At 51.7% G+C, this 12,456-nt stretch carries 10 protein-coding genes and 1 riboswitch; of the genes, 3 read left to right on the forward strand and 7 right to left on the reverse strand.

Annotated elements, in window-relative coordinates; translation table 11 throughout:
• Positions 1 to 23 precede the first annotated feature (23 nt).
• The 3 genes from fabD to bla form a co-directional block, all read right to left on the reverse strand.
• Positions 24 to 905 carry an ACP S-malonyltransferase gene (gene fabD / locus ALIPUT_RS00420; protein WP_004327562.1) on the reverse strand — a complete coding sequence of 294 codons (882 nt, stop codon included), beginning with the start codon at positions 903 to 905 and terminating at the stop codon, positions 24 to 26.
• A gap of 52 nt (positions 906 to 957) precedes the next feature.
• Positions 958 to 1,208: riboswitch (cobalamin riboswitch) on the forward strand.
• Between the two features lie 407 nt (positions 1,209 to 1,615).
• Positions 1,616 to 2,884, reverse strand: a complete 1,269-nt coding sequence (gene rd, locus ALIPUT_RS13250; RefSeq protein ID WP_004327563.1) for a rubredoxin — start codon at positions 2,882 to 2,884, stop codon at positions 1,616 to 1,618.
• A gap of 69 nt (positions 2,885 to 2,953) precedes the next feature.
• Entirely contained in the window at positions 2,954 to 3,922 is a 969-nt protein-coding gene (bla, locus tag ALIPUT_RS00430) for a class A beta-lactamase, subclass A2 (RefSeq protein ID WP_004327564.1), read from the reverse strand.
• Between the two features lie 248 nt (positions 3,923 to 4,170).
• Here bla and ALIPUT_RS00435 point away from each other — a divergent pair, with 248 nt between their 5' ends.
• The 3 genes from ALIPUT_RS00435 to ALIPUT_RS00445 all read left to right on the forward strand — a co-directional run bounded on the left by ALIPUT_RS00435 (position 4,171) and on the right by ALIPUT_RS00445 (position 8,935).
• The gene (locus ALIPUT_RS00435; RefSeq protein ID WP_004327565.1) at positions 4,171 to 6,552 is read left to right on the forward strand and encodes a TonB-dependent receptor; all 2,382 of its coding nucleotides are present in this window, start codon (positions 4,171 to 4,173) and stop codon (positions 6,550 to 6,552) included.
• A 10-nt stretch (positions 6,553 to 6,562) separates the two neighbouring features.
• Complete coding sequence (gene corA / locus ALIPUT_RS00440; protein ID WP_004327566.1) at positions 6,563 to 7,582, forward strand: magnesium/cobalt transporter CorA; 1,020 nt, start codon at positions 6,563 to 6,565, stop codon at positions 7,580 to 7,582.
• Between the two features lie 147 nt (positions 7,583 to 7,729).
• Complete coding sequence (locus ALIPUT_RS00445) at positions 7,730 to 8,935, forward strand: hypothetical protein (protein ID WP_004327567.1); 1,206 nt, start codon at positions 7,730 to 7,732, stop codon at positions 8,933 to 8,935.
• Positions 8,936 to 9,183: 248 nt separating this feature from the next.
• Here ALIPUT_RS00445 and ALIPUT_RS00450 read toward each other — a convergent pair whose 3' ends face one another.
• The 4 genes from ALIPUT_RS00450 to ALIPUT_RS11935 form a co-directional block, all read right to left on the reverse strand.
• Entirely contained in the window at positions 9,184 to 9,441 is a 258-nt protein-coding gene (locus tag ALIPUT_RS00450; protein ID WP_004327569.1) for a helix-turn-helix domain-containing protein, read from the reverse strand.
• Positions 9,442 to 9,474: 33 nt separating this feature from the next.
• Positions 9,475 to 10,143: a DNA adenine methylase gene (locus ALIPUT_RS00455; RefSeq protein ID WP_004327570.1), complete on the reverse strand. Its 669-nt coding sequence runs from the start codon at positions 10,141 to 10,143 to the stop codon at positions 9,475 to 9,477.
• A gap of 181 nt (positions 10,144 to 10,324) precedes the next feature.
• Entirely contained in the window at positions 10,325 to 10,480 is a 156-nt protein-coding gene (locus tag ALIPUT_RS12930; protein ID WP_004327571.1) for a DNA adenine methylase, read from the reverse strand.
• A gap of 595 nt (positions 10,481 to 11,075) precedes the next feature.
• Entirely contained in the window at positions 11,076 to 11,447 is a 372-nt protein-coding gene (locus tag ALIPUT_RS11935) for an EVE domain-containing protein (protein ID WP_004327573.1), read from the reverse strand.
• Between the last annotated feature and the right edge of the window lie 1,009 nt (positions 11,448 to 12,456).

Consider the following 12,456-nt stretch of genomic DNA (forward strand, 5'->3'; position numbering starts at 1 on the left):
TCTATTTTGTTTTCGGAGGCGGGTTACAACGTCGATTTCGACTCTACGACCGCTTCGGGATTCACTTTTTTGATAAGACCCTGCAGGACATTGCCGGGACCGAGTTCCGTAAATTCGGTCACGCCGTCCGCAAGCATGTTCTTGACGATGTAGGTCCAGCGTACCGGTGCGGTGAGCTGTGCGATCAGGTTGGCCTTGATCGTCGCCGGATCGGTTTGGGGTTTGGCATCGACGTTCTGGTAGATGGGGCAGACAGGAGCCTGGAAGGGTGCTTCGTTGATCGCTTTTTCGAGTTCGACCTTGGCCGGCTCCATCAGGGGCGAGTGGAATGCACCGCCTACGGGCAGACGCAGTGCGCGTTTGGCGCCCGCTTCCTTGAGTTTGGCACAGGCGGCATCGACCGCTTCGACGCTGCCCGAGATAACCAGTTGGCCGGGGCAGTTGTAGTTCGCCGCCACGACCACGCCGTCGATCGAGGCGCAGGCTTCCTCTACTTTGGCGTCGTCGAGTCCCAGGATCGCCGCCATCGTACCGGGTACGGCTTCGCAGGCTTTCTGCATGGCCATCGCACGTTTGGAAACGAGCCGCAGACCGTCTTCGAACGAAAGAGCGCCGGCCACCACCAGGGCTGAAAATTCGCCGAGCGAGTGTCCGGCTACCGCGTCGGGCTTCACGCCCAGCGCCTTGGCCATGATGACCGAGTGGAGGAATACGGCCGGCTGGGTGACTTTAGTCTGTTTGAGCTCTTCGTCCGTACCGGCGAACATGATGTCGGTGATGCGGAAACCGAGGATTTCGTTGGCCTGCTCGAAGAGAGCCTTGGCTTCGGGGACATTGTCGTAGAGGTCTTTGCCCATGCCGACGGCTTGAGCGCCCTGACCCGGAAATACGTATGCGTGTTTCATAGTTTCTGTCAAAATATTTTTTGGTTACCGGGCAAAGATAGCAAATATTTTCTTACATTTGCACTGCAACGGTTCACGAGGGGTTACGCCCCGTCAGATTAAATGGGAACGCAGTGAAAGTCTGCGACAGTTCCCGCTGCTGTGAGTCCTGCCCGACGATCCGAGGTGATCGGCCCGCTTGCGGGCGGTGTTTCGGATGCCCGGGTGTATTGCCGCGACACTCTTTTGCCACTGGTCCTGCGGGGTCGGGAAGGCGTTGCGGCGGGGACGAGTCAGAAGACCAGCCTTTGCCTGCCCGATGAACGGACAGTTCGGATGATATGCGTCTGCGGAGAACGGAGCTTTCGGAAAAGACCTGCGAGGCATCTTTTCGGTGGATTGATAACCTGAAGCGAGGCGGCTCTCTGTTTCCCTGATGAAATATTTTTCGAAACCGTTGTACGGCATACGCCGAAGTGCGGAGTTTGTGCAGAAGAAGAGTGTCTTGCCGATAAAGGTTTCAGTCGCAATAAAGTAGAGATTAGTATGGACTGAAACAAAGAGGTCGATCTGTTGCCGGGTCGATCTCTTTATTTCTGGTGTCGGACGGAATGGGCTGCCCGGCTTCTTCCCTCGGGCGCGGAAAAACGGCTGTCGGGTGTCTGCGACGGATTCTCCCGATACAAAAAAGCAGCGCTTTATGCGCTGCTTTTTTCAATTTTCCTGATCGCCTATTTCTCTTCCACGATCTTGAAGGAATCCTTGTAGAGTCCGCAAACGGGGCATACCCAGTCGTCCGGGATGTCTTCGAATGCCGTGCCGGGTGCGATGCCGCTTTCGGGATCGCCCTTGGCCGGATCATATACGTAGTCGCAGGCGGTGCAGTGGTATTTGCGGGGGAATATGCGGTCGGCCACCTTGTCCCAGTCGATCAGCTCCCAGTACGATTTGATGAAATCCGCGCGGCGGTTGCGGTAGTCGATATAGTAGGCGTGTTCCCATACGTCGATCGTCATGACGGGCTTGAGGCCTTTGGTCATGGGGTTGCCGGCATTGGATTCCGAGATGATCTGCAATTTGCCGTCCTTGTCGGCTGCGAGCCACGTCCAGCCCGAGCCGAAAAGTCCGGTAGCGGCTTTGGAGAACTCTTCCTTGAAGGCTTCGACCGATCCGAAGTCGCGGGCGATGCGATCCGCTAGTTTTTGGGGCATCGGCTTCTGATCGGGGGTCAGCATCAGGAAGAAGAACGTGTGGTTCCAGGCCTGGGCCGCATTGTTGAAGATCGGACCGTCGGCTTTCTTGACGATTTCCTGCAGGGACATCGACTCGTAAGGCGTGCCGGGAATCAGGCGGTTGAGATTGTCCACGTAGGTCTGGAGGTGTTTGCCGTAGTGGTATTCAAAAGTTTCTTTGCTCATTTTCGGAGCGAGCGCTTCCGTCGAATACGGAAGTTCGGGCATTTTGTGAACCATAATTCTTTCTGTTTTAGGTTTTGATATTGTTAAAGATTCGGTTTGAATTGTCGTCGGAGCCGCCGCCGGGGTGCCGTGCAGCAGGATATATCCGTTGAGGTAGGCGGCGAAGAGCGTCCAGAGCAGGTAAGGTACGAAGAGCCAGGCGGCAGCGCGGTCCCTGCGGCTCGCGGCGAAGATGTAGAGTCCCACGAGGATATTCAGCAGTACGATGTCGATGAATCCGGCCAGCGGATTGCGCAGCGTGAAGAACAGGATGCTCCACAGGAAGTTGGCGATAAGCTGCAAGACCCACAGCCGGATGATTCCTTTGTGCTGCCGACGCACGATGAGACGCCCGAGCGAAAGTCCCATGCAGAGGTACAGGACGCTCCAGGCGATCGGAAATACGATATTGGGCGGCGTGAGTGTCGGCTTGGTCAGCGTCGGATACCATTCGGCGATGGACGAAGCCTGGAAAAAACTTGCCGAGATACCTACTGCAAAGCAGGCGAGGACGGGAATGAGGTAAGCCGCTATTTTTTTCATGCTTGGGGTATTGAAGTTTTTCTGATTCCGTGCAAGAACAGTGCAAATTACGCTGTTTTCTTTCCAAATTTAATAAAAATAATCGGATTCGAATCCAATTCCGGCTCCTTGATCGACGTGTTTTTTTCCAGGGCGGATGTCGTTTTCCCGGTATTCGTCGTGAACGTATCGATAAACGGTTTCGGAGATATCCGCTATGATTCGGGCATTTGTTTCCGGGTTTTCCGCCGAATCTTTGATGAAGACGGCGATGGTATAGCGGGTGCCGTCCGGCAGGATGACGAATCCCGGATCGTTGGTCCCGGCGAAGATGCCTCGTTCGTCGCGGTCGCTCGTGCCGGTTTTGTGTCCGATGACGGCGCCGGTTCCCGACAGTGGTTTCGGAAGACGGTCGGCACCTGTTTTACAGTTTATCAGGTTTTGCCGGATCATTTCCCGCAGTGTAGGAGTGAGAATCTGTTCTGTTACGAGCAGCTCCAGCAGAGCGGCCGCTTCGAGCGGCGTACTCCAGTTTTCGTAGCACGTTTGCGGATCGTCGTGCATCTGCTGTTCCGTTGCTGCGATTGCGAAATTGCGCAGTCCGAGCGACCGGACGTAGCGGTCTGTCGCTGCCGGACCGCCCGTGTGCTCGAAGAGGATGTCGCAGGCGTTGTTGTCGCTCAGCTGCAGGCTGTACTCCAACAGACGGCTGACTGAAAGCGAGATTTCGCCTTCGGGAAATTCCTTCCGAAGGGGACTGTACGTGTCGGGGACGAGCTCTTCTTCCGGAATGAATATTTCCGTGTCGGGCGTCAGTCCGTTTCGGTCCAGGTAATCTGCGACGGCGAGGGCCTGGTGGAATTTGAATACGCTCATCAGGGGGTAGCGGTCGTCGTTATTGACCGTTACCGTATCTTGTGCGTCGAGGATGACCGCAATACCGATTTCGGCTTTTTTATCCTTTATCACCTTTTTCAGCCGATACGACAGGTCGTCGCCCTGCGCTGCTGCGGCAAGCGGAAAGAACGAAATCCAGAGAATCGAGATCAGTGTGCGCATATACTTATTAGGTGAGATTGACCGGAAACAAAAATAGTGTAAATTTCGATTCCTTCCGGGGTGGATTTCATGATTTTTGTATCTCTTTCGATTATTAGGTTATGCCGGCGGGCGATTCGGGGTATCGTGTCGATGCCGTAAATCGTCCGATTCGCCTCGAATCAGTCCGCCTCGGTCGATTCTTTACGGCCGGAAGATCGAAACGCCGCTAAAATTATTAGCTTTGCGGACGGTTGATTTTGTGAATTATGAGAAAGAACTTACTGGCAGCAATCGTTTTGCTGGTATTGTACATTCCTTCTGTTTGGGCCGCAGCGGGGTATCCTGTGCGGGGCAGGGTTATCGACCGTCTTTCCCGGGAACCGGTCGCCTATGCAGCCGTTACGATCACCGGCCAGCCCGGTAAGGGCGCCATGACCGATTCGCTCGGGCGATTCGAGATCCTGCAGGTGAAGCCCGGCATTTACAGCTTGACGGCGTCGTTCATCGGTTACCGAACGGTCGTGACCCCCGAATACCAGGTGTCGGCCCGGACGCCTTTCATCGAAATCGAGATGGAGGAGGAGCCGGAGCATCTGAATGAAGTCGTCGTTCGTCCCTCGCCTTTCCGCCGTACGATCGAGAGCCCGGTCAGTATGCAGGTGATCGGGATGCGGGAGATCGAGAAGAGTCCCGGCTCCAATCGCGACGTGTCGCGTATCGTACGTTCCTATCCGGGCGTGTCGTTTTCGCCCATCGGTTATCGCAACGACCTGATCGTGCGGGGCGGCGGACCGTCCGAAAACCGCTTCTTCATGGACGGGATCGAAATTCCCAATATCAACCATTTCGCCACGCAGGGTGCCACGGGCGGTCCCGTAAGCATCGTGAATTCCGATCTGGTGCGCGAGATCAATTTCTATACGGGTTCGTTTCCCGCCGACCGTGCCGGGGCGCTCAGTTCGGTGCTGGATTTCCGGTTGCGGGACGGCGATCTCGAACGGCAGACCTTCAAGGCGACGCTCGGTGCCTCCGAAGTGTCGCTCAGCGGCAGCGGACACGTGGGTAAAAAGACGACTTACCTCTTTTCCGTGCGGCAATCCTACCTCCAGTTCCTCTTCAAATTGCTGGGGCTTCCTTTTCTGCCCAATTACATCGACGGGCAACTGAAGGTCAAGACCCGTTTTTCGGAGCGGGACGAGCTGACTTTCCTCGGACTGGTGGGCATCGACAACATGAAGCTCAATCTCGACGAGAAGGGCGAGGAGAACGAATATCTGCTCAGTTACCTGCCTCGTATCCAACAGGAAACCTTTACTGTGGGTGCCGTGTACCGCCATTACGCCGGACGGCACGTGCAGTCGGTGGCGTTGAGTCATAACTACCTGAATAACCGCAATACCAAATACCGCAACAACGACGAATCGACTCCGGATAATCTGACCCTGCGTTTGCGGGGCGTGGAGCAGAAGACGACCCTGCGGTTCGAAAATCGCTCCTACCTGGGCCGGTGGACGCTGCGCGAAGGAGCCGAACTGAACTATTCTACCTATCATAACAAGACTTTGCAGCGGACTTATCAGCAGGAAGCCGAGCTGCTGGACTATCGCACTTATTTGGGAATTGTCGGCTGGGGCTTTTTCGTGGGGGCCGACTATGCCTCCGCAGACAAGCGGCTGACGGTTTCGATGGGGGTGCGGGCCGACGGATGCGACTATTCGGCGGAAATGGAGCGTTTCTGGAAGCAGCTTTCGCCCCGTGTGTCGGCTTCTTATGCCTTGAGCGACAGTTGGTCGGTGAGCGGAAGCGCAGGGCTTTTCTACCAGTTGCCGCCCTATACGGCGCTCGGTTATAAAGACAATACGGGCGAGCTGGTCAATCGGGGTCTGGAGTATATGCGGGTCCTGCAAAGCGCCGTCGGCGTCAACTGGCGTCTGCGTGACCGGTTGGTGGTTTCGCTCGAAGGTTTCTACAAATATTATACGAATATCCCGCTTTCGGTGGCGGACGACGTGCCGCTGACCTGCAAAGGCAACGACTACGGTACCTCGGGCGACGAATTGCTCGTTTCTTCGGCCCAGGGACGCGCCTACGGTCTGGAGCTGATGGTGCGTTGGCAGCTTCCCGATCGTTTCAATCTGGTCGGTGCACTGACCGTTTTCAGCAGCGAATACCGCAGTCGGCACGATGCGAAATATATTCCTTCTGCCTGGGACAATCGTTTCGTGGCGAATATCAGCGGTACGTACGATTTCTCGCGTGGGTGGAGCGTCGGGGCGAAGCTGAGCGCTATCGGCGGAACGCCTTATACGCCGTACGACGTCGAGAAATCGTCGCTCGTCGAGGCGTGGAACGCTTCGGGACGTCCTTATTACGACTATTCGAAATACAATACCGGACGTTTGGATGCCTTCGCCCAGTTGGACGTGCGCGTCGATAAGGTGTTTTATTTCCGTAAATGCATGCTGGGTATCTATGTCGATTTGCAGAACGTGACCTTCAGCAAGCTCCGTCAGCCCGACGTGCTGATGAGTACCGGCGTGATCGAGAATCCTTCGGCTCCGCCTTCGGAGCAGCGTTATAAGATGAAGTATATCCGCCAGGCGAGCGGTACGCTGGTGCCGACGCTGGGCGTCACGGTCGAATTTTAATCGTACAGCCATGAAAAACAACCTGCTCAGCGACAAGCTCGCCTACAACGGGGATACGAAAACACGGACTCATCTGCATCTGTGCAGCTATACTGTGGATCGGGTCGAAGAGGCTGCGGGAGATGATTTCGGGGAGATGAAGTCCCGCTTTCAGCCCGATGGCATCACTTGGCTGCAGATTCACGGACTGGAAGATACGGATGCCGTGCAGACGGTTTGTACGCATTTCGGGATCGATTTTCTGGTCATGCAGGACATTCTCAATACCGACCATGCCAGCAAGGTCGAGGAGCACGATCAGTACAATGTGATTATTGCCAAGCAGATTATGGGTGGCGAAGCGATGCAGGTCAGTCTGGTGCAGGGCGCTGATTTCGTGCTGACGTTTCAGGAGCGGGACAACGATTTTTTCGACGATGTGATGCGTGCCATCCGTAACAATGTACTGAAAATCCGTACCCGACAGTCGGACTACCTGTTTTCGGTGTTGCTCAATGGCTTGATAACCGGTTATATGTCGGTTGCAGCGGCGATCAGCGACGGGTTGGAGGAGCTGGAATCTGCATTGCTGGCCGATACCGGAGACCGGGACATCGGAGTACAGATGCAGGAGCTCCGGCGGGATTACATGCAGCTCAAGCGGACGGTTCTGCCGCTCAAGGAACAATATTCGCGGCTATTTCGTTCCGATTCGAGTTTGTTGCACCGGGTCAATCGGCCCTTCTTCAACGATGTGAACGATCACCTGCTCAACGTGGCGCAAAATATCGACATCTGCCGTGAAACCCTTTCGTCGCTGATGGATTTGTATATCTCGAACAACGATTTGCGGATGAACGATATTATGAAACGGCTGACTGTCGTATCGACCATCTTCATTCCGCTGACTTTTCTGGTCGGAGTATGGGGGATGAATTTCCGTAACATGCCCGAACTGGAGTGGGAGCACGGTTATATCCTGGCCTGGGGCGTGATGATCGTCATCGGATTCGTGACCTATTTGTTCTTCCGCACGAAAAAGTGGCGTTGAGGTGCGCAGTCGGTGCTTTTTTGGCGGACGATGCGGGGAAATTCCGGGATTTTGATTTTCTTTGTACCAAAATTCCGGGCGGTACCCGCGATTTAGCCGACATAAATCCTTGTGCCGACTGCGCGAACATTCTATTGAAAACCTCCGATGAAAAAGATTTTCTCATTTTCCCTGCTTCTCATCCTTGGCCTCGTGGCTTCCCAGATTCTTCCGGGGATGCTCGGAGAGAGCTATCCTGCATTTCGGGCCGGGGCGACGACCTTTCTTTATGTCTGTCTGTCGTTCATCATGATCAATGTCGGCCGGGAATTCGAGATCGATAAAAAACGTTGGCGCTCCTATGCCGAGGACTATTTCATCGCTATGGCTACGGCAGCCGTACCTTGGCTGCTCATCGCTCTGTACTATGTTTTCGTGTTGTTGCCGCCCGAGTTTTGGGGCAATGGCGACGCCTGGAAAGAGAATCTGTTGTTGAGCCGTTTTGCCGCTCCGACTTCGGCCGGCATCCTGTTCACGATGCTCGCGGCCCTGCGGCTCAAGCGAAGCTGGATGTATCGGAAAATTCAGGTGCTGGCGATTTTCGACGATCTGGATACCATCCTGCTGATGATACCTCTGCAAATCCTGATGATCGGTCTGCGCTGGCAGCTTTTCGTCGTCGTGGTGATCGTCTTTCTGCTGTTGTGGCTGGGGTGGAAGAAACTCAGTACGTATGAGTTGAGGCAGGATTGGTGGGCGATTCTGACCTATTCGGTCGTGGTTTTCGGTGTTACCCAACTGGTTTACCTGCTTTCCAAATATTATTTCGGCGAGGAGGGCAGTATTCATATCGAGGTGCTGCTTCCCGCTTTCGTATTGGGTATGGTGATGAAAACCAGGCATGTCGAATCTCGCGGGGAGCGGATGGCCGCTTCCGGCATTTCGTTCTTGTTCATGTTTTTGGTTGGATTGAGCATGCCGTTGTTTATCGGTATGACTGCTGCGACTGGGGAAGCTGCTTCTTCCGTGACCGGTTCGCAGCCCATGATGTCGTGGGGCGTGATCGCATTCCATGTGGTGATCGTCTCGTTGCTGTCCAACCTGGGCAAACTTTTCCCGATGTTTTTTTATCGTGATCGGAAGTTGAGCGAACGTCTGGCCCTTTCGATCGGTATGTTTACCCGCGGCGAGGTAGGGGCGGGCGTTATCTTCATTGCGCTGGGATATAGCTTGGGCGGTCCGGCACTGGTTATTTCGGTGCTGACCCTCGTGCTGAACTTGGTACTCACGGGGATCTTCGTCGTTTGGGTTAAAAAACTCGCCTTGCGGACTTACGCTCCCGAAGAGTTCGATGCCGTATCGACGATCCGTTGAAAGACGGATTTCGCCGGAATCCGTTTCTGATCTTTCACTCCGGATATAAAAGATTGCGGGAAAAAAGGTTCCCTTTCCTTGTGAATATCGAATGCAGTTGGGGGCGTGTGGGCTACGAGGTTTGATTCTGCTTTTGCCGCAGCTGTCCTTCTGACCTTGTGCAGCAACAGTGGAGGGCCGCTTTCGGAGTGGCGACAGGCTTTTTCCCTCTCCCCTTCTTATCCTGTGTTGGGAGGAAAGTCATCAGTTTATAGCGTTGCATGTATTTTCTCTTTTAACTCCGCAGCATTTCCGTTTACCCTCCAGCGTTTTTTCTCTCCTTTTATAATAGTATAGGTGTATTGTCTTCTGAACCGATCGAAGGTGTTTCTCGCGATCCCGTATTCCTTGCAGATTGCCGCGATACTTTTTCCCTGATTCAGCATTTGGACGATTTCAGCTCTGCCGGTTAGCCGTGCGGATCCGATTTGTTTTCCTGTTTCCCGAAAGATACTGTATTTTTCCATATTTTGTCGCGTCGCATTTTATGAGTCGGGCGACTATTGCGGATTCTGTTTCGCCTGTAGGTACTCTGTGGTGGTATCGGCCAAGTGGTTTTTATTTTCAGTCTTGTCTGCTTTGAATCTCTGATGCTCCTTTTGAAACATCTGATAATTGCCATATTTGGTCATTATCTGTTCGATGGTCTGCATTGGCATTATGCCTTCGTTATTGTACGACAATACGATGTATCTGAACCGGGCGTTCCGGATCAAATCTTTGAATGTATGCTGTACTTTCGCCTTACTGCAATAATTCGATTTGTTGTATTCTCTTAGCTCCGTTTTTCCCTTCGGAGTAAATGATTTATAGTCGGCAATCGTGTTCAGCAGATGGTAGTTTGCGCTGTATTGTCGGGAGTTGTACGGTGGGTCGAGGTATAAAATATCGCCCTCGATCCGCTTAATCAGACTATTCGCATCTTCATTGTACACTTCGTGTTCGCCGTTGTTTATTTGGTAATCTGCGGGAGCGATAACGAGCGTTTTCTGTGCTGACTGTTTGAGATGTTTGAAAAATGCTCCGTATACGGATGCCGTATTGGCGCATTTGGCTGCGTTTTCGAGCAGACAGCACAGCCGGAAATAGTATAAATCGTCGGATATTTCTCCGGTTTCTGCCAATGCTCGATAGTCGATCTGATGGCATCTATTTTTGATCGTTGTCATCGGAGAAATACTGACGGTCATTACCCCCCCCCTCGACAATATTGAGAGTATATGAGACCATTCTCTGTCCCTGACAGCGAGTTCAGTATTTCTATATAATCGGCTTTGTTCGCAAGTTCGTAGCAGTTGCCTATATAGTTGCGATTGAGGACATAACTGTAATACTTCCAATTATTGGCTATTACTTTGCTAACTCGTGTTTTGAAATGAGCCCTACGATACACGTACCTGCAAAGAGATCGCAGAATACCATATCCGATGGATTATCGCCGACGACCTTTTTGATCGTATTGTCGATAAAATCCCGCAGCGAATATTTCGATCCTATGTAATTCATCACTCGTACATGATATTATTAAACTTCAGCATTTCTTCGTCGTCTGTAAATTCTATAATATTCCAAGGATAGGAGGTAACGTCTATTGGATTTTGTGTCGAACGCTCTGAATGCGTTGATGTTTTTTTGACCGAGTTCTGATTCCGGGCATATCAGGATTGGATGTATTACGCTCGGTCTGTTGGGAATATACTACTGTTCTATTCAGTCTATATATCGGGATATCTGTCTGGGATTAGTTACGGCCTTCAGTTCGATAGGTACGATCTATTTTGTTTTTTCATCTATTTTCTGCGAAAACATCACATCGATTCGCTGCATGCCGATGCCGCATGAAACCTTGTTTCCTAACTATTCTATGTTTTTGCAATTGACTTTAAGGGCCCGGTTCAAGATCGGATCCCTGCCGATATGTTGCGCCAAATACATCTGCAAATGTACTTTATAGGCTTTCCTGTTGCGTCTCTTGTAGATCAGTCGGGGCAAGATGTCGAACGCGGTCTGTGTTTCGTCGGCATATACTTCAGTTTGCAACATATTTTCGACTTGTCTTCTGTTTTCATCGGTGAAACTGTTCCCGTTGAGGGCCTTATGGTTATTTTTTCGAGCGGATTAAAGAAAACAACCGCTCTGCCTCATAGGGCATAAGCATGGTATTTCCGCGATTGCCTTTCAGCTTTCTGTATATCAAACTGCACAGCATTTGATAGGGGCCTATATACCTTATTATATCATCCAAAGCCTCCCATTCGGAAGCCCCTTTTGCAAATACTTCGTACGGTTTGCTCAATACCCGGAATGTCAGATTTATCCAAAGTTTCTCGCGCAAATAGTAACCGTCGGGTTTAAGGAAAGGGTCACTGGCGATCTGATATATGCCGTAAAATTTCCCTTCTTTTCCTTTCGATGTCTGCACGTAAAATATCGCATAATCGTTCGCGCGTACCCGGCTGAAATCGGCCATCATTGCAACCAGTGTATTTCCCGTTTGAGCAACTGATATATTGGAATGTGCTGATCGGTTGAAACCTACGGTTTTATTTCTGGATCTCGTGCCTGCGAACATGTGCTCCAGATGTACTCGGAAACTCTGCTCGGTTGAATAAAAAGTAGTCGCTTTTCAACGCTCTGTATTTCCAGATGTTTTGTGCGCCTAATTTACCGCGATTCCCTTCGATATTTTTAACCACGATGCCCTTTAACTTGACTTTCAGGTGTTGTTTTACGGAATCCATTATCTTGAAAGCCAAAGGAATCACTTCGCTTTTTTCAGAAATATCCCCAGGTGACTATCGCAAAATAACCGTTCTTTCTCAAGTATCGGAAGCCGTGGCTATTGCGTTCGACAATTTTTTTTAGAAAGCATCGATGTCCGAAATATTGGACTGGTCCCTGCTGTCGTCGGTGAATTTTACGATGTCCAGATAAGGCGGATGAGCGATCATAAAATCGACCTCCTCTCGGTGCCTTTCGCCCAGCTATGCTGCGATCGCCTCGGAAAACGGCTGTCGATCGGTGACATCGACACTCTTGATTGCGTAGTTGATCGAAGACCATTCGCTCATAATGCTATTGACATAATCGATAATTTTTTTGGGGGGGCGAATCCGATGTAATCTTTGCGCAGGTTTTCATATGCGAACAGGGTAGTCCCGCTGCCTGCGAACAACTCCAGCACGGTATTTCCGGCATTCGTAAGCGTTTGAGTAGTTGGGGAACGAAATTGCCGTGATAGATATTCTTGTGCTTGCCTTGCCTCTCTCTTTCGGGGATCAACCACAGGCTGTCCACATTTAGATCGATCTGCTTCCAGTTATCTTTATTGATCTCCATAACCTGTTTGAATTTATCTTTATACCTCGGCTGAATAAGGGACTTTGTAAAATTTTTTTATCCTACATAGATCCTTTACGGTGGGATCCAATTACAAAGATACACGAAACGGTAAGATATATCAGCTATAAGGGGCTGTTTGG

It is taken from the genome of Alistipes putredinis DSM 17216, from assembly GCF_000154465.1.
GTDB lineage: Bacteria > Bacteroidota > Bacteroidia > Bacteroidales > Rikenellaceae > Alistipes > Alistipes putredinis.

Coding starts and splice junctions, on each gene's coding strand:
- fabD (WP_004327562.1), bottom strand. CDS start 905: ATGAAACACGCATACGTATTTCCGGGTCAGGGCGCTCAAGCCGTCGGC.
- rd (WP_004327563.1), bottom strand. CDS start 2,884: ATGAAAAAAATAGCGGCTTACCTCATTCCCGTCCTCGCCTGCTTTGCA.
- bla (WP_004327564.1), bottom strand. CDS start 3,922: ATGCGCACACTGATCTCGATTCTCTGGATTTCGTTCTTTCCGCTTGCC.
- ALIPUT_RS00435 (WP_004327565.1), top strand. CDS start 4,171: ATGAGAAAGAACTTACTGGCAGCAATCGTTTTGCTGGTATTGTACATT.
- corA (WP_004327566.1), top strand. CDS start 6,563: ATGAAAAACAACCTGCTCAGCGACAAGCTCGCCTACAACGGGGATACG.
- ALIPUT_RS00445 (WP_004327567.1), top strand. CDS start 7,730: ATGAAAAAGATTTTCTCATTTTCCCTGCTTCTCATCCTTGGCCTCGTG.
- ALIPUT_RS00450 (WP_004327569.1), bottom strand. CDS start 9,441: ATGGAAAAATACAGTATCTTTCGGGAAACAGGAAAACAAATCGGATCC.
- ALIPUT_RS00455 (WP_004327570.1), bottom strand. CDS start 10,143: ATGACAACGATCAAAAATAGATGCCATCAGATCGACTATCGAGCATTG.
- ALIPUT_RS12930 (WP_004327571.1), bottom strand. CDS start 10,480: ATGAATTACATAGGATCGAAATATTCGCTGCGGGATTTTATCGACAAT.
- ALIPUT_RS11935 (WP_004327573.1), bottom strand. CDS start 11,447: ATGATGGCCGATTTCAGCCGGGTACGCGCGAACGATTATGCGATATTT.